Raw genomic sequence first — 24,329 nt, forward strand, 5'->3', positions numbered from 1 at the left:
GTGTTGGTCTCTATCCTGCTGTGATTGGGCTGGATTCAATCACCTTGTGTTTTCTGTTCTTTGATAAGAATAGGAGTTTACACTCTTACCTGGCAGGAATAGAAACAAATACTATTTATTACAACAAGATTTAACAGAATTAAATATGCTTACAAAAATCATTGGGTTTTCTGTAAAGAATAAACTCATTATAGCATTATTGGTATTCGGATTGATAGGTGTTGGGGCCTATCAGGTGACCCAATTACCGATAGATGCAGTCCCTGATATTACCAATAATCAGGTTCAGGTGATAACAACAGCTCCTTCATTCGGAGCTACGGATATCGAAAGATTAGTTACTTTTCCCATAGAACAGTCCAACAGTAATATTTCAGGGTTAAAAGAAATCCGCAGTTTCTCGCGGTTTGGCCTTTCACTGGTCACCATCGTATTTGATGATGATATAGATATTTATTGGGCGAGGCAGCAGGTTGCAGAAAGGCTGCAGCAGGTGCAGAACCAGATCCCTCCGGATATAGGAACCCCTACGCTGGGACCTATTTCAACAGGACTGGGTGAAATTTATCAATATGTTGTCCGTCCCAAAAAAGGATACGAAAGTAAATATGATATTACGGAACTCCGTACCCTGCAGGACTGGATTGTCAGAAGACAATTGCTGGGTGTAAAGGGGGTTGCGGAAGTCAGCAGTTTTGGTGGGAAACTGAAACAATATGAGATTTCTGTAAATCCGGACAAACTTAATGCTTACGGAATTACCATTACAGATGTATTCGATGCATTAAAAACCAATAATCAGAATACAGGTGGTTCTTATATCGAAAAAGGACCTACCGTTCTATACATACGAAGCGAAGGACTAGTTGGAAATCTTGATGATATCAAGAATATTTCTATCTCCACCAAGAATAATGGTGTCCCTTTATTTATAAGAGACATTGCAGAGGTGAGGTATGGTTATGCTACAAGATTCGGAGCAATGACCTATAATGATAATGGTGAAGTTTCTGGTGCTATTGTGATGATGCTCAAAGGCGAAAATAGCAGTGAGGTTATTAAAAATGTAAAAGCTAAGATTTTGCAGATCCAGAAAACTTTGCCCGAAGGAGTTGTGATTGAGCCATTCTTGGACAGAACCAAAATGGTAAACAATGCCATTGGTACTGTTGAAAAAAATCTGATGGAAGGCGCATTGATCGTTGTTTTTGTGCTGGTTTTGTTTCTTGGAAACTTCCGTGCGGGTCTATTGGTAGCTTCAGTTATTCCTCTGGCAATGCTTTTTGCCATTTGTACGATGAATCTCTTTGGGGTAAGCGGTAATCTGATGAGCCTTGGTGCACTCGATTTCGGTTTGATTATAGACGGGGCTGTTATTATTGTAGAATCGGTTATGCATCAGTTTACCCATAATGCCAAATTCCGGAAAACAATTTCTATTTCGAAGCAGGAAATGGATACCATTGTCATAGATTCTGCTGGAAAAATGATGAACAGTGCAGTTTTTGGGCAGATTATTATTCTTATCGTGTATCTGCCTATTTTAACATTACAAGGGATTGAAGGAAAAATGTTCAAACCGATGGCGCAAACCGTTGCCTTTGCTTTATTGGGGGCATTTCTGCTTTCACTTACCTATATTCCGATGATGAGTTCTATTATTTTAAGCAAAAAAATAGGCCACAAAATGAACTTTTCAGACCGTTTGATGGCGAAGGTTGAAACTCTTTACCGTAAAACCTTATTAAAAGTTTTAAGAGTTCCAATAACCATTTTTAGTATTGTCATAGTTCTTTTTATTCTTGCCGTTGTGGTTCTGAGCAGAATGGGCGGTGAATTTATTCCATCCTTGGAGGAAGGTGATTTTGCTGTTGATACTAGGGTTTTGTCAGGAAGTAATATCAAAACCACTATTGAAAGTACACAAAAAGCGGCCCATATTTTGAAAACGCGCTTTCCGGAAGTTCAGAAAGTAGTCACTAAAATAGGAAGCGGAGAAGTTCCCACCGACCCGATGCCGATGGATGCTTCTGATATGATGGTGATTCTGAAAGATAAAAGCGAATGGACTTCTGCCAAAAGCTTTCCGGAGCTATCTGATAAAATGAGCAAAGCTTTGGAAGATGTTCCTGGAATTACCGTTGGTTTTCAGTATCCCGTTCAGATGCGTTTTAATGAATTGATGACCGGCGCAAGACAAGATGTTGTTTTGAAAATATTCGGAGAAAATCTGGAAACTCTGGTTACAAATGCCAATCAGCTTGGGAAAATAATCAATACAGTAAAGGGAACTCAAAACTTATATATAGAGCCTGTTTCAGGTCTTTCGCAGGTGATTATCCAGTACAACAGACCGGTTATAGCGCAATATCATTTGTCGATTGGAGATATCAACAGGGTGATCAATACTGCTTTTGCAGGACAAAGTACAGGTTTGGTTTTCGAGGGTGAAAAACGCTTTGATATGGTGGTAAGATTAAATAGTAATGACCGTAAGAATCTGGATGATGTAAAGAATTTACTGGTTCCCACGCCATCAGGTAATCAGATTCCGCTTTCGCAGCTTGCCAATATCGACATCAAAGATGGTCCTAACCAAATCCAACGTGAGAACGGACAGCGGAGAATTGTGGTCGGTTTCAATATCAAAAACCGAGATGTTCAGGGAATTGTAGAAGAACTTCAGACTAAGGTAGACCAACAGCTGAAGCTTCCTCCGGGATATTACGTCACGTACGGAGGTTCTTTTGAAAACCTTAAAAATGCCAAAAGCAGGCTGATGATTGCAGTACCGATTGCTTTGATTTTAATTTTCGTGCTATTGTTTCTTGCTTTTAATTCTGTTAAAGAAAGTCTTTTGATTTATACGGCGATTCCACTTTCTATTATTGGAGGCGTGTTCTTACTGGCAGCAAGAGGAATGCCTTTCAGTATTAGTGCAGGGGTAGGGTTTATTGCTCTTTTCGGAGTGGCGGTTCTCAATGGCATTGTCCTGATTTCGGAATTCAACAGACTGTATAAAAGCGGAATTAAAAATATAGTAAGAATCGTTGTAGACGGAGGAGAAGCAAGGTTAAGACCTGTGTTGATGACTGCTTTTGTGGCTTCATTGGGATTTATTCCGATGGCTCTAAGTAACGGTGCTGGAGCAGAAGTCCAAAGACCATTGGCAACCGTGGTGATAGGTGGACTTTTGATTGCCACATTACTCACGCTTTTTGTGCTTCCATTGCTTTACGTAACGATAGAAAAAGGATTTAAAATGAAAAACATACGAAAAAATATAGTAACACCTGCTCTTATCATCTTTTTTGTATTAACAGGAAGTGTTATGAACTCTCAAGCCAAAATCACCTTAAATGAAGCGGTTGACATCGCTTTAAAAAACAACAGAGGTCTTAAAAATGAGAAATTAAAATCAGAATATGCAAAAGCACTCATAAAAACTTCTTTAGACATCCCTCAGACAGGAATTTCTGCGGATTATGGACAAATCAACAGTGCTTACCGTGATATGAAATTCGGAATTTCCCAGAGCATTACATTTCCTACCGTATACAAAAGACAAAAAAATCTGTACACCGAAGAATGGAAAAAAAGTGAGCTTAATATTTCATTAAAAGAATATCAACTGAAAAAAGGTGTTACGCTTACGTTCTACAATATCTTATATTGGCAGGAAAAGGAAAGAATACTGAATGAATCTTTAGATTTTTATTCTCAATTTCTGGATAAGGCAACTTTAAGATTAAAAAGCGGTGAGAGTAATATTTTGGAGAAAGCGACTGCTGCCAACCAAAAATCAGCTATTGAAATCCAGATTAAACAGGTGCAGCAGGAACTCAGAACTTTGCAGCTGCAGTTACAATGGCTTCTGAATTCAGAAACGGAATTGATTCCAGGTGGAGAACGTATTTTGTCTCTTTCTGGTTTACAAAATGATGTTTCCGGTAATCCATCGTTAAAAATATTGGAACAGCAAAAAAATATTGCAGCACAGCAAACCGCTTGGGAGAAATCCAAATTACTACCGGGTTTACAGTTCGCCTACAATCTCAATAGTTTCCGTGGAATGGGAGCAGATGATAAAATTTACAATTCTTCGCCACAGTTTCATTCTTTTCAGCTGGGAGTTTCTGTTCCTATATTTTCGGGAAGCCAGAAAGCAAGAATTGAATCTTCGAAAATTGCTGAATCGGTCAGTCAAAATGATTGGCAAAATGCTCAGTTTACATTAAATAATCAGTATAAAAAACTCTCGGAGATTCAGCAGAAAAATTTGGAAATTGTTTCTCAGTACGAGAAATATGAACTGAAAAATGCCAATACTATTCTTGAAACTGCTCAAAAACAGTTCATCAACGGAGAAATCAATTATCTGGAATTTGTAATGCTTGCCAATCAGGCGATCAGTATCAAAAATAATTACACCGATGCCGTTTGGAATCTTAATGAAAGTATTGTTGAACTGGAATATATTACTTTAAATCAATAAATTATGTCAAAATCAATTCAAAATCAATATTCGATTGTATTAATGCTTACCCTCTTTTTTTCGGTTCAGTGCAATAAGAAAGAAGAAGCTGTTATAAAACCAACGATTCCTAAAGATGAAAGTCTCGTTGTACTTAGTGATGCTCAGCTTAAAAATACACCTATAGAAACAGAGTCACTTTCTGTGAAAAATATTTCTACGGTACTTAAAATCAATGGAAAAATAGATGTTCCGCCTCAGAATTTGGTTTCGGTAAGTGTTCCATTGGGCGGTTATCTTAAAAATACGACGTTGCTTCCTGGAATGCGGGTGAATAAAGGACAGGTGATTGCCGTAATCGAAAATCCTCAGTTTATACAGCTTCAGCAGGATTATCTGATGGCAAAATCAAAACTTCATTTTGCAGAGCTGGATTATAACAGACAAAAAAAACTGAACCAGAGTCAGGCAAGCAGTGATAAAGTAATGCAGCAGGCGCAGTCTGAGATGAACAGCCAGAGAATTATGATGAATACTTTGGCAGAACAGCTTCAGCTCGTTAATATCAATCCGGGAAGTTTAACTTCGGGAAACATTAGGAAAAGCGTTCCGGTGTACAGTACAATCAATGGTTTTGTGAGCAAAGTTAATGTGAATATAGGCAAGTTTGTCAATCCGTCTGATGTTTTATTTGAACTTATCAACCCCAATGACATTCATCTGAATCTTAAAGTGTATGAAAAAGATCTCGGAATGTTGAAAATCGGACAAAGATTTACAGCCTATACCAATACACAGCCAGAGAAAAAATATGATGGAGAAATTATTCTGATCAGCAAAGATATCAATGCGGACGGAACGGCAGATGTACATTGCCATTTTGAGCAGTATGACCATAGCCTGACTCCCGGAATGTATATGAATGCTGAGATCGAGACTCAAACATCATTTTCCAATGCACTTCCAGAGGAAAGTACCGTCAATTTTGAAGGTAAAGATTATGTTTTTGTTCAGGAAAAAAGACAAACCTATAAACTGATTCCGGTAATGTTGGGAGAAGCTGAAAACGGTTTCATTCAAATTAAAAACTTTGAAGATTTTAAGAACAGAAAAATCGTCACCAAAAATGCGTACACGCTTTTGATGAAGCTTAAAAATACGGCAAGTGAAGAGGAATAATTCCGCTTTAAATAATTAAAAAAATAAATTCAAAAACCTAAAATAATGAATAAATCATTTTTCTCAATAAAGAATATTTTAACTGTATTGTTGGTACTGTTTATCGGTATTCAGTTCATTGATGTAAAAAAAAATATCAGTCCGAACCAATCTGCCAATGCCATCGGAAATTTTTATGCAATACCGAAAAACGTTCAGTCTATTTTGAAAACCAGTTGCTACGACTGCCATTCCAACAATACTTTTTATCCTTGGTACAGCAATATGCAACCAGTGAAATGGTGGCTGTCGGATCATGTCAATTCGGGTAAAAGACATTTGAATTTTGATGAATTTAATACTTACAGCCGTGAAAAAAAGCTTAAGAAACTAAATGAAATCGTAGAAACGGTAAAAGAGGGCGAAATGCCGCTTACTTCTTACACAGTTATTCATCAGAAAGCAAAACTTTCGCTGACTGATCAATCTGAAATAGAAAAATGGGTGAATGAAATAAGGAATGGGATTAAATAGTTAATTACATTTAATTTAAAATCATTCTTAAATAAACATTTCATAATTTTGATTAGTGAAAAAGCTGATTTCCATATTATTGTTGTCACTGTATTTGGTTTCTACAACCGAACTGTATCAGCTTTTGAAAGTCCCGGAACTTATTGAACATTATTGTGAACACAAAGCTTTAAATCCGGAAATGTCGCTTACAGCATTCTTGAAAACGCATTACGATCATCCGGTTAAAGATGGTGATTATGGTAAGGATCAAAGGTTACCTTTTATCATTCATTCTATACCTCTTACTTTGGTTTTTACAATCAATCAGGGATTCAGTCTGGAAACCAGAAACGACTTATTTCAACATATAAAATCTCATAAAATACCGTTTTATGACGAAGATTTTTATTGTAAAGGATTTTTAAACTCCGTGTGGGAACCGCCCAGATATGCATTTTCATAATTCATTTTAATTATTTGGTTTAAGTATAAACCAACTTATCGTATATTCTTAAAAACAAAATCATTATAAATTCTAAGTAATGAAAACAATAATCTCAGCCTTATTAATGGTTGTATTTGCTGTTGGTTTCCATGCACAAAACAGATTAGAAATCGCAAAAAAAGAAGCTACAGAAAATAAAGAACTTATTTTACTTAATTTTTCCGGTTCAGACTGGTGCATTCCATGTATTAAACTTCATAAAAACATTATCGAAACAGAAGATTTCAAAAAGCTGGAAACCGAAAAGGTGATTGTCTACATCAATGCAGATTTTCCACGAAATAAGAAAAATCAGCTTTCTCCCGAACTGAAAAAAGAAAACGCTTTACTTGCGGATCATTATAATTCAAAAGGCCTGTTTCCTTACACCCTTTTATTGAATTCTGAAGGAAAAATACTGAAAAGCTGGGAAGGTCTTCCTTCGGAAAATGCATTGGCTTTCAGTAAAGAGATAAGAAGTATCAAAGAAAATCAAAAATAAAAGGTATGTTAAGAGAATTCAAAAGACCTCAAAAATTAATGGGGAACGCTTTTGAAATTACCGCTGTAAGCGATGATAAAAATTCTGCGAATCAGCATATTGATGCAGCAATTGACGAAATCAGGAGAATTGAAAAGCTTCTGACGACATTCAGTGAGGAAAGCCAAACCAATCTCATCAACAGAAATGCAGGAATCAAGCCTGTAAAAGTAGATTGGGAAATTTTTGATCTCATTGAAAGAAGTCTAACAATCAGCAGAATAACGGACGGATATTTTGATATTTCCTATGGTGGAATCGATAAAAGTTTCTGGAATTTCGACAGGGAAATGAAAGAGCTTCCCAATCCTGAACTGATTAAAGACCATCTGAAACTGGTTAATTATCAGAACATTATTCTTGACCGCGAAAACCAAACCATTTTCCTTAAAGAAAAAGGAATGCGAATTGGTTTCGGAGGAATCGGAAAGGGCTATGCCGCGGAAAAGGCAAAAAAACTTCTTCAGAAAAGAGGTGTTTTATCGGGAATTGTAAACGCTTCTGGTGATTTGACGACTTGGGGAAATCAGGCAGACGGAAAACCATGGACTGTTGGAATTGCTGATCCCAATAATGTAAAACAACCATTCTCTTACATGAACATCACAGATATGGCCATTGCAACTTCCGGAAATTATGAAAAATTTGTCGTCATAGGCGGCAAAAAATATTCTCATACCATCAATCCGAAAACGGGAATGCCTGTTTCTGGTGTAAAAAGTGTTACGATCTTTTGTCCGAATGCTGAGATTGCCGATGCCATGGCAACTCCGGTAAGCATTATGGGGATTGATTCTGCCCTCAATATGGTGAATCAGATCAATCATCTGGAATGCATCATCATCGATGATCAGGACAGAATTTATTCATCTCAAAACATTAATTTAAAATGAAATGTTTCTGTCAATATAATGGAATGAAGAATCTCAACTCATAGCCGAGACTCCACCTATCCCGGAATGACAGAATAATTTCATCAAAAAAAGAAATCAAAATGAAAAATTTCATAAAAATAACAGCAGGAATTTCCCTGCTAATCACAATTGTTTCCCTGCAATCCTGCACCACTGTAAAAGAATATGAAAAAAACAAACTGAACGATGCAGAAATGGTTCTTGGAAACAGAACGATCGAAAAAACCGAACTGAGCTTCCAATCCTACAGGGAAGGTTCTTCAGGAGCCAATGCCGGAAAAGTGGGAGGCGGTTGCGGATGTAATTAAGAGAGTAATTGTAAAATTTAATTGTGATTTAAAATGAAAAAATTGATAATAAGTATCTTCGCTCTTTTCGGAATTTTCAATGCAAAAGCGCAGGAAAATGCTAGCAACGAGCAACCGAAAAAACTAACTCTTGATGAAGCCAATTTGGTTTCCAGCTATTACAAACAGGATGGAAACAATTCAGCGGTCACAGGAGGAATCGGAACAGAGAAGCTTACAGATATTTCCAATACGATTGATGTAACAATGGTAAAATATGATAAAAAAGACCGGAAAAATAAATTAGGGTTCAGTGTCGGAATCGATCATTACACATCGGCATCTTCCGATATGATAGACCTGAAAGCCAATTCATCCGCTTCTCACGCAGACAACAGAATTTATCCTGCATTAAGCTGGAGCCGTGAGAATACCGAAAAAGGAACGACTTTAATGGCAGGTGTTTCTACCTCTTTTGAATTTGATTATGCATCTTACGGTGCAAACATCGGGTTTTCACAAAAAACCAAGAATAAAATGGGAGAGTTTACCGCAAAATTCCAGGCTTATCTGGATCAGGTAAAACTGATTGCCCCGATTGAGCTCAGAACAAACGGAAGCACAGGAGGTGAACACGAGAACTACGGCACAAGCGGAAGAAATACTTATGCACTGTCGCTTTCTTATTCGCAAATCATCAATCAGAACTTTCAGGTTGAATTTTTGGCGGACGGCGTTCAGCAGACAGGATATTTAAGTTTGCCTTTCCACAGAGTTTATTTCAATGATAGCTCAGTTCATCAGGAAGCTTTGCCCGATAAACGGTTCAAAATTCCTTTAGGAGTAAGAGCAAATTACTTCCTTGGGGATAAAGTGATTCTAAGAGCCTATTATCGTTATTATACCGACGATTGGGGACTAAAATCAAATACAATTAGCCTGGAAACCCCCTTGAAGATCTCACCTTTTGTTTCGGTGAGTCCGTTTTACAGATATTATTCTCAGACTGCAGCTAAATATTTTGCGCCTTATCAACTGCATACGGCATTTGATGATTTTTATACAAGCAATTATGATCTTTCAAAATTCGACAGCCATTTTTATGGAGCAGGAATCCGATTCAGTCCTAAAAATGGTTTATTTGGTATCGAAAGACTGAATATGTTGGAAATCAGATACGGTCATTATACCAAATCTATAGGGATGAAATCTGATATCATTTCACTAAATTTAAGATTTAAATGATAGATTATGAGATTACTAACCATGATCCTGATTACTTTAACCTGTTCAGACATTTGTTTCGGACAGGTTATATATGATTCAGTTAAACTAAAAAATTCGAATTTCGGTAAGTATGATGACAAGGTTTATCAGCCCACTTATAAAAAACTCATTATCCCAACTGTTTTTATTGCCTATGGTATTGTGAGTTTAAGTTCCGATGACCTTAAAAACCTGAATAGATCTACTCAGTATGAAATCGGTGAACATCAACCCAAACATATCAAGCTGGATAATTATACGCAATATTTACCGGTAGTAATGGTGTATGGATATAATCTTGCAGGAATTAAAGGAAAGCACAATCTTAAAGAGAGAACCATTATTTATGGTACATCTCAGCTTATTTCTGCTGCTTTTGTGCTCCCTTTAAAACATGTGGTAAAAGAAGAGCGGCCTGACATGTCTAATCATCTTTCCTTCCCTTCCGGTCATACAGCGGCAGCTTTTTCCTCTGCACAATTTTTATTCAGAGAATATAAGGATGAACATTTTTGGCTGGCAATTACCGGGTATCCCGTTGCTATTTTTACGGGGATTTACAGGACATTAAATGATAAACACTGGGTAGGAGATGTAGTGGCAGGAGCAGGATTTGGTATTTTAAGTACAGAATTGGCTTACTGGTTATTTCCGACTGTAAATAAGCTGTTTAATAAGAAAGAATCAAAAAATATAACTTTAATATATCCCGTTCTTGAACCTAAAAATTTTGGAGCTGGGCTTGTTTTAAATTTTTAATATGCATCACCAATTAGAAAAACATTATGTAAATAGAATTGGCTGGCTTCGTGCAGCCGTTTTAGGTGCTAATGACGGTTTGTTGTCTACTACAAGTATTGTCATTGGTGTTGCGGCCGCACAACCGGATCGCAATACTATTGTGCTTGCAGCTTTAGCGGGGATGATTGCCGGAGCAATGTCTATGGCTGCCGGTGAGTATGTTTCAGTCAGTTCACAAGAAGATACTGAAAAAGCGGATTTATTGCGTGAGAAAAGAGAACTGGAAGAAATACCTGAAGTAGAGCTGAAAGAATTGGCGAAAATCTATGAGAGAAGGGGAGTCAGTAAAAAGACTGCACTACAGGTTGCTACTGAGCTTACCGAACATGATGCGTTAGCTGCTCATGCTCATGATGAATTAGGTATTAATGAAATTACCCAGGCAAAACCATTAATTGCAGCTGTTGCATCATTTGGATCATTCGCATTGGGTGCTTTGCTACCTTTTATGGTTTCTTTTTTAGCACCTATTAAGGAAATGGTATACTTTCAATATGGATTCTCTATTATTTTTTTAATGATTTTGGGAGCAATTTCTGCAAAAACAGGAGGTTCTCATATTGGGATTGCTATACTGAGAATTTGTTTCTGGGGAACGGTCGCCATGGGAATAACCGCTTTAGTAGGATATGTATTTGGAGTGAATGTCAATTAAAATATAATGTGAGTTATATAGATTTTGTTGATGTCAGATAAATGCTAATTTATCTACGTATTTGATCTAATTCGAAGTGTATTTTATAATAAGTTTAGTTGGCCATTCATATCAACCTTGTTTAATTAAACAAGGTTGATATTTTTTTGATTTTAATTTCTTTATAATATCAGATAACAATTTTATGGAAGTCCCAATATTAAAGATAATATTCGGATAAAATCAGGAAAAGAGTAAATGAATTTAGCCTAAGTAATATTATATTTTATAAATGAAAAGATATAACTCACCAATACTGTGTTAAGATTACTTAATAGCAAATGATAATGCTTCATTAATAAAAATTGGTGATTTGAGTCAACATGTTAATATTGAGTAACAGTAATATTTTACTGTAAATATCAATTTTTAGCAAAATATTTATTTCTAAAAAATAAATCTCTTCGTAACTACGAAAAACTAGTGATTTTATATGATTTCTGTTGTCCAATTTTACATCACCAACAATCATAAAAATCACCATTATGAATATTGAAAGAACAGAGTTTATAGCCTGGATGGAGAGAATCATGGAAAGATTTGATCTTCTGAAAGAGCAAATGCTTAAGAACCAATCCAGATTTATAGAAATAGACGGGGAACAGCTTCTGGATAACCAGGATGTTTTACAGCTTTTAAAGATAAGTTCCCGATCATTACAGCGGTACCGGACTGATAAAAAGCTGCCATACTATACCATCAGCGGAAAGCTGTATTATAAGCTTTCTGATGTCCATCAACTCATCCGAGAGTGTTTAAACTCTTGATAGAAAAAGACATCAACAGCCAAATCATTCATCACCATTCCACCCTTGTAGAGCCTCTTAATTGAGCCTATACCTTCGTTCTATTAAATGAAATACAATGGAAAATGAATTGATAAACGCTCAGGAATCCGATGAACTCAAACCATCAACAGACACACTCCTTGTCCTGAACATTCATACCAATCAGGTTGAGATGGTCAAAGGTGTAGATAAAGACGGAAACCTTCAAAAAGTTCCTCCACAAGAAAAAAAGGATAATGATCAGCTTATCAACGTTGATAAACACGGAGATATTTTCTCCAACTTCTTTTCAAACTTTTACCGGCAGCTCAAAAATCCCACGCATTTCAACTTTTTCAAGGTATCGGAATACGATGCTGTTAATACCGCTAAGGATCTTCAGAAATATGTCGATCAGGCATCACCTGAAGAAAAAGAAAAGCTGAAAGACTACGAAGTTTTACCTCAACACAACAACAATCCAAAAAATCAAAATACAATGGACAACAACACAGACAATCAGGAGTACCGTTTTCAGCCGGAACAGATCGACTGGAAAACGATGGAAAAATTCGGACTTAATCAGGAAAAGCTTGAAAAAATGAATGCGATGGATTCATTACTCAGAGGTTTTAAAACCAATACATTAATCCCCATTACCATTAATCTGGGAACGGCAGTGAGCAAAATGGATGTTCGATTATCCCTTCAAACAGGAGATACGGGACAGGTTGCCGTTCACCTGCATGGAATCCGAAAAGAGCCCAGTCTCAATAATAAATTTCTGGGTCATCAGTTCACGGATGAAGACAAGAAGAATCTTAAGGAAACCGGGAATATGGGCAGAGTAGTAGATCTGGTCAATCCTAAGACGGATGAAATTATTCCATCTGTCATCAGCCGTGACCGACTCACCAATGAACTCGTAGCTTATCGAGCGGAGTACATGAAAATCCCTGATGAAATCAAAGGAATTAGGCTTGATGAACATCAGAAACAAACCCTGCTGGAAGGAGGACCATTGTATCTTGAAGGGATGACTTCAAAAAAAGGAGAGCCTTTCAATGCCACCGTACAATTCAATGCGGATAAGCGTTATGTGGAATTTCTGTTCAATAATAATCAGAATCAACAACAAAGTCAACAGCACCATCATAACCAACAGCAAACTCAAACTACGGATCAAGAAGCACCCAAAGTATTCAGAGGAAAAGAATTGGACGATTCACAATATGAAAAATTCAAAGCCGGGCAAACCGTTTACGTTGATGGTCTTACCGATGCTAAAGGTAAAGCCTATCAAGGTTATATTACCTTCAACAAAGAAACTTTCAAAACCGACTTTTCATTCACCAATCCTAATAAACTTAAAGAAGAGGCAAAGCCTACAGAAGATCATAAAACCCAAACTGCGGTCAACACGCAGGGTAAAACCAATGAAGCTACTAAGAATGTGAAGGAGCCTTTAGAATCAAAACAGCAGCAGCCTGCCAATAAACAGCAGGAAGACCAGCAAAAAAAGGTTAGAAAACCAAGAAGGCAAAAACTATAATAATCATCTAAATCCATCATATGAAAGCAATCATCGCAGAAAAACCGAGTGTCGCAAGAGAAATAGCACAATTATTAGGAGCCCATGAAAAGAAAGATGGTTATTTATCCGGGAACGGATATTGTATCACCTGGGCATTAGGACATCTGATCGCATTGGGAATGCCGGAAGATTATGGTATAAGAGGCTTTAACAAAGCCTCTTTGCCTATCTTTCCGAATCCTTTTATTCTAACTCCTAAAAAACTAAAGAAAGCAAAAGGTGATGAGCCTGATCCTTCGGCTTTAAAACAACTCAACACCATAAAACAAGTCATCAATCAATGCAGCAGTATCATTGTCGCAACAGATGCAGGAAGGGAAGGAGAGCTGATCTTCCGCTATATATATCACTACCTACAATGTGACAAACCCTTTGAAAGACTATGGATCAGTTCCCTTACCGAGAAGGCAATACAGGAAGGTTTTAAGAATCTTCAGCCAGGCGTTACCTTTGATGGTTTGTATCAAGCTGCTAAAGCCAGAAGCGAAGCGGACTGGCTGGTAGGAATTAATGCCACCCAGGCATTAACCATCGCAGGAAACCAAGATGTTTATTCATTAGGCAGGGTACAGACACCAACCCTTGCTCTCATCTGTCAACGGTTTCTTCAGCATCAAAACTTCACGAAGCAAAAATACTTTCAAATCCAGCTGAGCCATAGAAAAGAATATACAGACTTTACCAGCCTCTCACTATTACAATGGGAAGAAAAAAAGCAGGCAGAACAAATCCAAAAATCAATAGAGCGGGAGGGAAAAGCTGTTGTAGAAGATGTATCCATTACAACAGTGCAGGAACAGTCTCCGTTACTTTTCGACCTCACAGAATTACAGAAAGAAGCCAACAGAAAGTTGGGACTTTCTGCCGATGAGGTTTTACAAACAGCCCAAACCCTCTATGAGAAACAGTTCATCACTTATCCAAGAACCGGCAGCAAGTATATTCCTGAAGATTTATGGACAGAGATTCCTGAACTGGTCAGAATTCTTAATGCAACCGATCAATTTAAATCAGCCATAACCCATTTAAAATTCGGAAACTTCAACAAACGGATCGTCAATGATCTAAAAGTTACCGACCATCACGGATTACTCATAACCAACAAAACACCTTCCGCACTTAGCGCTACGGAAAAAGCCATTTATGATACGATTGCTTACCGTTTATTGGAATCCTTATCCCATGCCTGTATAAAACAAGTCACCCAAATCCAGATAAAAGTACATCATTATGAATTCCAGATCAAAGGCTCTACAATCCTAGAGAAAGGCTGGCGAGCCATCAAAGGAATTCTGTCTGACAATGAAAATTCCAATAATAAAAATGAAGTCCTTACTGAACTTCCGGAATTCAAAATCGGAGATGAATTGAAGATCTCAAAAACCGAATTACTTGAAAAAACTACCCAGCCTCCCAAACTGTTTACAGAAGCTGATCTCTTATCAGCCATGGAAAATGTTGGCCGATCTATTGAAAGCAAAGAAGAACAGAAAGCTTTATCCAATATCGGCATCGGAACTCCAGCCACCAGAGCTTCCATTATCGAAACCCTGCTTAGCAGAGACTATATCATCAGGAAAAGCAAAACCTTGCATCCTACAGATAAAGGTTTACAGGTTTACAATCTTGTCAAAGACAAAAAAATAGCCAATGTCCAAATGACCGCAGAATGGGAAATAGCTCTGGATAGAATTGAAAAAGGTGAACTCAATAAAACCCAATTCATGAACGACATCCAAGCCTACACAGCAGAAATCACCAACGAACTCTTATCACTTCATATTCCCCAAGAAAATGTTCCCCAACTAAAATGTCCCAAATGCCAACAAAATCATCTTATCATCAAAGACAAAATTGTAAAATGCCCAGATGAACAATGCGGCTGGATTCTCTTCAGAATGATATGCGGAGTTCAACTCAGTATTAAAGATCTTACTTTATTATTAACTCAAAACAAAACATCATTAATCAAAGATATGAAAAGCAAGAACGGTAAAAAGTTTGATGCTTTCATCATTCTTAAAAATGATTTCAGTACATCATTTGAATTTGGAAATAAGAATTAATTTCAAAAAAATAATAATTTAAAGAAGCAGCCAATGAGCTGCTTCTACATTTTACATTTTATCCAAGTCTAATCCCCTTTTTCGTGTTCGTGAGGTTTTAGTTTTGGATGCTTTGGTTGATTGGGAGGGTTTACCCTTCTTCTTCTGTCAGGTTCTCCATCTGGTTTTTTAGGCTTGGGCCCTGGTTTGATTGCTTCGATTGTATTCATAGTACAAATAAAGATTAATTAATAATTATTTTGATATCAAAACAGATTAATACCAGATCAAAAGTAAATTTTTGGTCACCATTTTCATTACGGAAAGCCGTAACCGTTGGTTTCAGAAAGGGTGGGCAACGTATTTTGAGACGATCAATTTTGATTGCAATTACCTCCTTCTCGGTGCACTCCTTGTATGCGGTCTAACATAAGTTCCATCTTTTCGCGTATAACCTTTAACATGTACTGAACTGCCTGAATTTGATTGAGAACTATAATTCGAGGATGATCTTACTGGTGAAGAATAATACGATGAGGTTTTAGAATAGCCAATATAAGCTGTGTAGCTGGGTTTATAAGCCCATCCGTAATAATTTCCCCATTTAAGTTTGCTGTAATTTTTCTTACCAGCTTTTGAAGACAAGAAAACTTCCGTATCTTTAGGAATAATGGTAACTGATCTACTGCTGTCACTGCTGTAGTAAAGAGGTGTATCTTCCTGAAGTCTAACAGTGTAATAGTTTGTACACGAAATAACAGAGAGAAGTAATACCAGATAAAGAAATGATTTTTTCATTGTAGTTAATTTTATATATGCAAATCTAAATGAAGTTTAAAGGAACTAATTACGGTTTTCCGTAGTCTCAAAATTTTACGTAAGGAATATTTAAAGTATTGATTAACAAATAAAAAAGAATAAAATTATGTTAGACTCACTAAATATTTGCTACCTTACATTATCTCTTAAAGATTAAAACTAATGGCAATTGAAAAATCTACAGGTTATACTGAAACAGAAAGAATATTGGCAAAACTATGTGATGCTACTTTCTTAAAACTATGGTCTTATCCAAATCCTTACAAAGAAGATACAAAGGAATTATGCGATTTAATGGCTGTCTTTGACAATAAGATTTTTTTATTTTTTGATCGTGAAAGTAGGAAATTCGATAATTTGGAGGGTGATATTGATGTGCAATGGAAACGCTGGCACAAAAATGTAATTGAGAACCAAATAAGAACAGCGGAAGGAGCAAGAAGATATGTACTTGAAAATCCCGATAAAATATATTTGGATAGTAAAAAAACAACACCTTTTCCGATACTCATACCTCATGAAAATTTAACTATATACAGTATTATTATTGCTCATGGAGCAGCGGAAGCTTGTTTGCGGCATTCAACCGAAAATATTAACGGAAGTCTTGCTGTAACTTACAGTAAAATGGAAAGATTAGGACTTGATATACCTTTTCTTGTGGAGCTCGACAGTAATAAGCCTATTCATATTTTTGATACTTTTAATTTAGAAATCATTCTTAAAGAATTAGATACTGTATACGATTTTTCTGAATATCTTTCAGAGAAAGAGAAGGCTTTAAAACACTACGATAGTATCATTTATTGTGGAGAAGAAGACCTGTTAGCTAATTACTTTCAAAACTTTGATTCGGTAAAGCAAAAACATTTTGTTGGAGTTATAGATGAGAAAGCAACCAGTATTATGATTTCGGAAGGTGCGTGGAACTCCTTTGAAAATTCAGCTTTGTACAAAAAGAGAAAAGAAGCAAATAAAACATCTGAGCTGTGGGATAATTTACTTCAATATACTACTCAAAATGCCTTAGATCAAACTCTTAAAGGAAATAGTAACATCTTTAAAGGTGAAAGCGCTATTTGTGAAATGGCCAAAGAACCTAGATTTTTTAGAAGAACATTGTCTGATCTTATGACACGAGCTATAGAGGGATTTCCTGGAGATGGTACAACGCTTATGCGTAATTTATCTATTATGCCATCCTTTTATAAAGATAAAGTTTATGTCTTTTTACAATTACACGATCCCAGAAATAGAGATTACGATAATGAATATAGACCTAAAAGACAAGCGCTGCTTGAAATTGCATGTGGTGTTACAAAAAACAAATTTCCTAAATATGAAAAAATAATAGGGATTGCTATTGACGCTCCTAAATTTACTCAAACCAATTCTGAGGATTTCATCCTACTTAACGCAAAGGATTGGTCCGAAGACGATATTTTGTATTATTCGGATGCAAATAAAAACATTAATTTCTTAGAAACTAAAAAAATGGTTCGGGAAACATTAACTGTTAGGGATTTTCCAATTAACAATAATTTGAGCCGTTATAAAAAAATTGGTAGAAATGACCGATGTCCTTGCGGCTCTGGAAAAAAGTATAAGAAATGCTGTATTGGTCTCAAGAAGTAATATCGTTGGTCTATAATCATTTATACAGAGATGGGTTTTATTAAACACTTATCTATTAAGCATATAATTTTATCTTCCTAATAAGAAACCGTTTGCAACTTTTGTTAGGGGCTTATTATTAGCCTATTAATGTTTTTAGTACGTTTATTAGCTTTTCTCTTTCCCCACTTCCCGCCGTCGAAAACCTTACCAAAGGAATTCTATACTTCTCCAGGATCTCATTTTTCATGATATCTCTTTCGGCTTGTCGGCTTTCCAGTTTATGGTATTCATACCCATCGACTTCTATGGCTAATACAGGGTTTTTCCCCAGCTTATTATAGATCAGAAAATCAAGGTGTGTAGCATGATGTCTGGCATAACGTTCTTCTTCAGGACTTAATCTGGAAAAATCTAACAGTAAATTTCTTAAGGGATGATGAAGAATAACACCATATTTAGAAAATTGATCGTCGGACAAAACTTCCCCGATTAATAAATACATTAGATTCTCACTGTCGAAAACAGATTTCTTTTTTTGATCCGATAAAAGAGCTCTTCTTTTTTCTTCATAGCCTTTGTACAGGTAATCAAAAATGGAATGTACCTCACTGTTGATAACCTTGAAATTATTGTAATCAATATAACGGATCAGATCTGAGATATTCGTGTCATTGTCATTTTCATTTCCGTTCACCAATAGAATCAGCTGATCTTTGGCTCTGGAAATGGCTACATTCAGACGGTTCGGATTGTCGGTGAATTCTGAGATTTCGTTGTCTACTGTAGACAGAATGATCACATCATTTTCTCTTCCCTGAAACTTATCCACCGTATCGGCTTTGATATCTGTTCCTTGAAATACACTCTGTAGCGCTAAGGTCTGATTACGGTAAGGCGTTACAATTCCCAGATTCACACCCTCCAGCTTTTGTTGTGGAATGATTTCCTTAATAATCACATCAATCTGCCGCTGATTCTCTCTTTGTCGGGCATGATTGCCTTCAGTTGTTTTGTAGACTAATAAAGGTTCTCTTTCTACCTGTCCTTCAGAAAGAATAATCAACTGATCATTGTAAAACTTACGGTTACAAAAATCAATGATTTTAGGATGGCAGCGATAATGTTCCTTTAAAAGTGTTTTAGGCACTTTTGGAAATACTTCTGTTACGGAAGAAAGCAGGCTGTGATTGGAATAACGATAAGGTTCCGGAATATTATAGTTCTTGAAAATCTGATTTGTGTTTTCTGCGGTTTCGGAATCTACGACATTGGGAAGCTGTTTTAAATCTCCTACAATAACTGCTTGTTTTGCGCAGGATAATGCGAGTACACCTGTTGCAAGGTCCACCTGTGAAGATTCGTCAACAATTACATAATCGTAGACTACATTTTCAGCAAGGCTTCTCCTTAAAGAGTAGGTTGTACTCATAATGACAGGATAATCTTTAATAAATTCTTCTGATTTAAAACGGAGATCCCATTCAGTATATTCTGAACGTTCTTGTTCTTTATATTTTTGGTAGAGTTTGTTTTTAAACAGTTGTATTGATCCTTCAGTATATTCTTTCATCTTATCATTGAAGGAAAAATGCTGTAATGTATTTTGTAGCTCCTGCTTTCTGAGAGTAAGCTCTGAAATTTTTACACCGTAATATTTTGACTGAACAATCCTGATCATCTCTTCGTAAGATAGGGTATAGAAAATCTTATCTCTTACCCCATATAGAAATGGAAATATCAGTTTTCGCCACCAATAAAATCTCTTCCCTGTTTTCTCATACTCTTCCAATGTAATCCATAAAGAAAGCAGCTGATCTGAACTGACATTCTTTTTAAAACGGATTTCTGTTGCCAAAGCGATATCATCCGTAAAATGCTGATACTCTGTTTTGATCTTATCGATTTCCAGAGCAAGTAAAGCCAATTCATTCTTTAGTTCCAACTTTTCAGTAAGTTCAGCAAAAAGAAGGGGAGTAGAATGCATAAGAGATTGTTCCTCTTCTTCCTCTAATCTAAAATCTGATAGATCCGGTATTTCGGTCTGAGCATCGATAAATTCCTTTTTATTTTGGCTGCTTCCCAACAATGCCGCTATAAAAGAAACCCCATTGCTCTCCAGCTTCTCAAAAACATTTTTTGTCGCCGAATTATTACTTGAAACGACAGCCACACTCTGATTATTCATCACTGCATTGGCAATAATATTAAGAATGGTCTGGGTCTTACCTGTTCCGGGAGGACCTTCTATAACACTTAGCGGATTTGAAAACGCATTGTCAACTCCAGCTTTCTGGCTTAGATTAAAACCAAAAGGAAAGATTTCAATAGTAGAGGCGTGGTAATTCTTACTAGGTTCTTTCCCATTAAGATAATTGTAAAGAATTGAAGTCTCAGGAATAAAACGAATGCTCCCATAGCTATTGGCAAGAATATTATTGCCTTCCTCGGTCTTCAAACCAACACTTTCTGCAATCGCCTTTAGATAAGAAAAGATATTTCCAGCTCTCTCACTTTGAATAGCTGATCTTACGATTTTAATTCTACTTTGAGGATAAGAATACGTTTTCTCGCTGCTTTTATATTCCACAACACACTTATTGCCCTCCAAAGAATAAGATTCTATCTCATCAGTTCTGTCTTTACAATCAATGTAGATCGCTTCTTTTCTAAGGGAATGTGGTGTAGATTTTTGCATAGGTTCTTGGCTGGTTGCAAATATATTAATGTATTTTATTTTGGTATAAAACCATCTCCGAATCCTTTAAATTGTATGTGATTAATTTTATTTATAATATCTTGTGGTGGTACTTCGTTTTCTATAATTATAGTTTGTCTAATTTTTGTTTTAGATAAATATCTGTAGAAATCCATTGCTAAATTTAAATCAATACCTTCTCCGCTTGCATTGGGTTTCTTATATGTGACTAAAGGTGAATCTAATACAGGTACACCTATTTTGAAGGTATTATCTTCCATTATTTCATGTAAAGCAATTATATATACTGAATAATAAATAGCTCTATATCCTTTCCCATAGGTATTCCTAAAACTATTTCCTATTTCAAATTCAAATGATTCACTGCTGTAATTAACTGTTTTGTTTTCTCCAATTTCTTTCAGTATTTCAGACATCTTTTTGCAAAGCTTTTTTGTAATATCTGATGTGAGAGTTGGATAGTTACCTTTAGTTGCTGGAATTGATGATTCTAATTCTTTGATAGTTTGTGAAAAAGAATTGGTTTTGCTAATAATATCTTGAATTCCGATCAGTTGACTTTTTTTATTATTTAAATTTGTAAGAGTCTCAATTGTTTTGTCTAGTTCAACTCCAATTCCGTCTTGTAATTTTATTCTTAGCTGTTCAAGTTCGATGGTCGTTGATAATAGTTTTTTCTCAATATCTTTTTCTTCCTCACTAATTAATGTTTGTGAAGCTTTTAATTCTTTTAAAAGAGAAGTTATTTTTTGAATTTCCGACTCACAAGAAATAATAATTTGTTCAATGTCCAGTGTTTTAGTAGTGATTTCTTGTTTACAAGTTGGACATGATGCATCACCATTTTCGGACATAAATAGACCTGACTCTATTGTGGATTTTAGTCTTAATATATCACTATTATATTGTTGCTCTAGTATATATGATCTTTTTAGCAATTCTGTTATTTCGCTATGACGTTTATTGAAATCTACATATTCAATATTTTTATTTGTATAGTCAGTTTCAACAGACAAATAATCCTTTTTAATTCTGTTAAAATTAAGTGTGAAATTATTTAAAGAAACATTAATTCTTTCCAATTGACTTTCAATCTCATCACTGTTCAAATTAGAATCAATATTGGCATTATTGATAAATTCATGTAATAAATCAATCTTTCCTTTTCTCCTTTCTATTTCTTGGTTGGAGATTTTTTTTATAATACCACTGTCATCATTTCCTGTGAGAAAAAACCTTAAAGTATTTGATTCTTCAGTTTCTCGCGTGTAATGTGATACAATAGGAGATTCTTTTGTAATGATACGTTCTTCATCAATTAAAGCAAACTTGACAACATTTCTGTAAGATAAACTAATTGTGTCTCCCTTAGCATTTTTTCTTATCTTTTTATTGTCAATTTTGTTTAAGTTTAGAAAAAAACTATTTAAATTATCCTTAGTATTTGAATCTAACTTTCGTTTTAAAATTTCAGGTTCGGTATTTAACTTATTGATTTTAGAACGATATAGTTTATAAGAGTTATTATTTTTTATTTCAGTTTCAATTGTATAAGATTGGTCATCAGCTTCTAATTCAAGAAAAATATTAGAATAGCCTTTTATCTCTGGGATTGCTTTCAGCTTATCTGATGAGCCTAACATAAAATCAAGACAATCAAATATAAATGTCTTACCGGTATTAGATGGTCCGGAAATAACATTTAAACCATGTTTAAATTGAACAAAGGCGTCTTTTTTATTTTCGCCTGTCAAACGTAATTCTTTAAAGATATATCCAGCCATTATTTTAAAATTCCAATATTAAATTCTGTATTAGTTAAATTATCTCTGGTGCTAAAAATATTTCTTAATAATAGCTCGTCAGTAGATTCGTACTTACTAAAAAACCATTTCACACGAATTAGTAATTCTCGTGTGTATTGTTCAGATAATTTGTCTAGAAAAGGTGTAGAATCTTCAGTGGCTACATAGGTGATTCCATCAGAATCATAACTTATATCAACTAAATTTTTATAAAGTAAGAAATCCAAACTGTCTTTAATGAGATTTCTTTTTATAAATATCTCACTTTCTCTGTATGGTACAGGAGCGTGAATACTTTGAGTAGCATTATCAAAGTCGCCGGAGTGAATAACTATGTAATCAATGTAGATTAAACTTTGTAAATTGATTTTTTTTGGAAATGCTTCATTTAGTATAGAAAGCAATCTTAGACCTATTTCTAATTGATTGTTGAATGGATTACTTGGTGTCATCTTTCCATATTATTTTTTTGTCATTAACTAATTGGTGACAAATCCCCTTTCTATCATTTACAATGCTTACCGTTGTCAAAGGATTTGATGATAATTGTAGCGTTGAGGCTAACTGTTCAGAAGCTTTAATTCTCTTAAATGCATTTTCGTGTGTCTCCTCAACTGTATCAATAATTCCGTGATAAATCTCATTCTGAAAATCTTGAAACGTATTGATAGGTAAACTGTCTCTGTAGAAATTTCTTAGTTGTTCAGCATAATGAAAATTAATTCTAGTTCTGTTAAAGTGATTTTGATAATTAATATTTGATTTTAAGTCATTTATATTTTCATACTTGATCTTTGATTCGTCCCCATAAGAAAGAAATAACTGCTTAACGTATACTAATTCATTTGCTTTAATTTTGTCAATTGAGGCTTCATCAAGTTTTGGTCTGCTTGGAAGACCGCCGCCAAATCTTATGATATGATTAGGATGCTTTTTATGCTGATCTAAAATATCTTTAATATTAGTTTTCTTAAAGATTCTAAAATCAAAATTTTCAATATAATCTAAAAATGGGCCCTCCAGTTTAATATCTGAGTGTTTTGTAATTTTCTTTTCACAACTTTGCATCCAATTATCTTTAATTTTCTGTCTTAATAGATTTTCATCTGAGAGAAGTTTGGATAGAGAGGTACCGCAACCTTTAGGCGCTACGAAAAAGTAATTTTGCGGAATCGGATAATCTTTTTTAAAAGTATAGTATAATATTTTACCTATCTCAACATACACATCAGAAGGATGAAGCGAATGGTCATAATGTTTGCATTGAAAACAATCCCACTTGTAGTTTTTTACTGTTGAAGGTTCAATATATGCTATAACATCACGTCCATTGTCATTAGCACCGCCAATCCTTTCAATTTCAGCATAATCATCTTGAAGCACTTCTAAATACTCTTTTGTGAATAATTCCCATTCTTCTGGAGAAAAAATTTCAATTCGTTTGATAGGGACAATGTTTGCTCCGTTAGTAACTTCAAAGTGTGAAGTAAACTTGTTTTCTGACATTCTATTTGATGATTATTCTAGGTTACTCTTTGATTATTTTTTTTGACCATAAACAAATGTATTGACTTTTGCTTGCTTTTTGTTATGGTTTTCCGTAAAAACGGAAATTAATAATTATTCCGTAAAAAATAATCAGTATTTTCACGGAATAAAATTTAGTCTTTTATAAACATATATTGTACGTTTTTTTAAAACTAAAAATAACCCGAAAAAACTAGCCTGATATTTAGCTGAGATTTCACTCTTAAAATAAATCTCATTACTATAAATAAATATTTCAGGACAAATAAATTAAAATATAATTTTTTTTATATGAAGATCTGGA

Annotated in this window: 20 protein-coding genes; 14 read left to right on the forward strand and 6 right to left on the reverse strand. The window is 35.2% G+C overall.

Features of this window, described 5'->3' with window-relative positions:
- Positions 1–145: 145 nt before the first annotated feature.
- From AC57AW_RS08505 to AC57AW_RS08565, 13 genes are all read left to right on the forward strand, one after another.
- Positions 146–4,495: a CusA/CzcA family heavy metal efflux RND transporter gene (locus AC57AW_RS08505; protein WP_007844627.1), complete on the forward strand. Its 4,350-nt coding sequence runs from the start codon at positions 146–148 to the stop codon at positions 4,493–4,495.
- A 3-nt stretch (positions 4,496–4,498) separates the two neighbouring features.
- Positions 4,499–5,653 carry an efflux RND transporter periplasmic adaptor subunit gene (locus AC57AW_RS08510; protein ID WP_007844632.1) on the forward strand — a complete coding sequence of 385 codons (1,155 nt, stop codon included), beginning with the start codon at positions 4,499–4,501 and terminating at the stop codon, positions 5,651–5,653.
- A 45-nt stretch (positions 5,654–5,698) separates the two neighbouring features.
- Positions 5,699–6,166 (forward strand): heme-binding domain-containing protein, encoded by a 468-nt coding sequence (locus tag AC57AW_RS08515; RefSeq protein ID WP_007844634.1) that lies wholly within the window; start codon positions 5,699–5,701, stop codon positions 6,164–6,166.
- Between the two features lie 55 nt (positions 6,167–6,221).
- On the forward strand, positions 6,222–6,611 hold the full coding sequence (locus AC57AW_RS08520) for a hypothetical protein (RefSeq protein WP_007844636.1): 390 nt from the start codon (positions 6,222–6,224) through the stop codon (positions 6,609–6,611).
- A gap of 79 nt (positions 6,612–6,690) precedes the next feature.
- A complete protein-coding gene (locus AC57AW_RS08525) occupies positions 6,691–7,134 on the forward strand; it encodes a thioredoxin family protein (RefSeq protein WP_007844638.1) in 444 nt (147 codons plus the stop codon).
- A gap of 5 nt (positions 7,135–7,139) precedes the next feature.
- A complete protein-coding gene (locus tag AC57AW_RS08530) occupies positions 7,140–8,066 on the forward strand; it encodes an FAD:protein FMN transferase (protein WP_007844640.1) in 927 nt (308 codons plus the stop codon).
- A gap of 101 nt (positions 8,067–8,167) precedes the next feature.
- The gene (locus AC57AW_RS08535; protein WP_007844654.1) at positions 8,168–8,395 is read left to right on the forward strand and encodes a DUF4266 domain-containing protein; all 228 of its coding nucleotides are present in this window, start codon (positions 8,168–8,170) and stop codon (positions 8,393–8,395) included.
- Between the two features lie 33 nt (positions 8,396–8,428).
- The gene (locus AC57AW_RS08540; RefSeq protein WP_007844656.1) at positions 8,429–9,619 is read left to right on the forward strand and encodes a DUF3570 domain-containing protein; all 1,191 of its coding nucleotides are present in this window, start codon (positions 8,429–8,431) and stop codon (positions 9,617–9,619) included.
- 6 nt (positions 9,620–9,625) lie between these two features.
- Positions 9,626–10,399, forward strand: coding sequence for a phosphatase PAP2 family protein (locus tag AC57AW_RS08545; protein ID WP_156121965.1), 774 nt, complete (start codon positions 9,626–9,628; stop codon positions 10,397–10,399).
- 1 nt (position 10,400) lies between these two features.
- Entirely contained in the window at positions 10,401–11,096 is a 696-nt protein-coding gene (locus AC57AW_RS08550) for a VIT1/CCC1 transporter family protein (RefSeq protein ID WP_034670026.1), read from the forward strand.
- Positions 11,097–11,620: 524 nt separating this feature from the next.
- Positions 11,621–11,902, forward strand: a complete 282-nt coding sequence (locus AC57AW_RS08555; RefSeq protein WP_007845572.1) for a helix-turn-helix domain-containing protein — start codon at positions 11,621–11,623, stop codon at positions 11,900–11,902.
- Between the two features lie 97 nt (positions 11,903–11,999).
- Positions 12,000–13,454: a DUF3945 domain-containing protein gene (locus AC57AW_RS08560; protein ID WP_496351521.1), complete on the forward strand. Its 1,455-nt coding sequence runs from the start codon at positions 12,000–12,002 to the stop codon at positions 13,452–13,454.
- Positions 13,455–13,474: 20 nt separating this feature from the next.
- On the forward strand, positions 13,475–15,562 hold the full coding sequence (locus AC57AW_RS08565; RefSeq protein ID WP_496351522.1) for a type IA DNA topoisomerase: 2,088 nt from the start codon (positions 13,475–13,477) through the stop codon (positions 15,560–15,562).
- A 68-nt stretch (positions 15,563–15,630) separates the two neighbouring features.
- Here the strand turns inward: AC57AW_RS08565 and AC57AW_RS08570 are convergent, their stop codons facing one another.
- Both AC57AW_RS08570 and AC57AW_RS08575 read right to left on the reverse strand, forming a co-directional pair.
- Positions 15,631–15,771: a hypothetical protein gene (locus AC57AW_RS08570; protein ID WP_165690254.1), complete on the reverse strand. Its 141-nt coding sequence runs from the start codon at positions 15,769–15,771 to the stop codon at positions 15,631–15,633.
- A gap of 160 nt (positions 15,772–15,931) precedes the next feature.
- Positions 15,932–16,339, reverse strand: coding sequence for a hypothetical protein (locus AC57AW_RS08575; protein ID WP_496351523.1), 408 nt, complete (start codon positions 16,337–16,339; stop codon positions 15,932–15,934).
- Positions 16,340–16,522: 183 nt separating this feature from the next.
- Here AC57AW_RS08575 and AC57AW_RS08580 point away from each other — a divergent pair, with 183 nt between their 5' ends.
- On the forward strand, positions 16,523–17,995 hold the full coding sequence (locus tag AC57AW_RS08580) for an SEC-C metal-binding domain-containing protein (RefSeq protein WP_496351524.1): 1,473 nt from the start codon (positions 16,523–16,525) through the stop codon (positions 17,993–17,995).
- 118 nt (positions 17,996–18,113) lie between these two features.
- Here AC57AW_RS08580 and AC57AW_RS08585 read toward each other — a convergent pair whose 3' ends face one another.
- From AC57AW_RS08585 to AC57AW_RS08600, 4 genes are read right to left on the reverse strand one after another with little or no spacing between them, the layout of a single operon-like run.
- Complete coding sequence (locus AC57AW_RS08585) at positions 18,114–20,672, reverse strand: AAA domain-containing protein (protein ID WP_496351525.1); 2,559 nt, start codon at positions 20,670–20,672, stop codon at positions 18,114–18,116.
- A 35-nt stretch (positions 20,673–20,707) separates the two neighbouring features.
- A complete protein-coding gene (locus AC57AW_RS08590) occupies positions 20,708–22,477 on the reverse strand; it encodes a hypothetical protein (RefSeq protein ID WP_496351526.1) in 1,770 nt (589 codons plus the stop codon).
- Entirely contained in the window at positions 22,477–22,950 is a 474-nt protein-coding gene (locus tag AC57AW_RS08595) for an ABC-three component system middle component 2 (protein ID WP_496351527.1), read from the reverse strand. Before AC57AW_RS08595 ends, AC57AW_RS08590 begins: the two co-directional genes overlap by 1 nt.
- Positions 22,937–24,004 carry an ABC-three component system protein gene (locus AC57AW_RS08600; protein ID WP_496351528.1) on the reverse strand — a complete coding sequence of 356 codons (1,068 nt, stop codon included), beginning with the start codon at positions 24,002–24,004 and terminating at the stop codon, positions 22,937–22,939. Before AC57AW_RS08600 ends, AC57AW_RS08595 begins: the two co-directional genes overlap by 14 nt.
- Between the last annotated feature and the right edge of the window lie 325 nt (positions 24,005–24,329).

Source organism: Chryseobacterium sp. BGA-UO-ETr-SB22 (assembly GCF_059567885.1).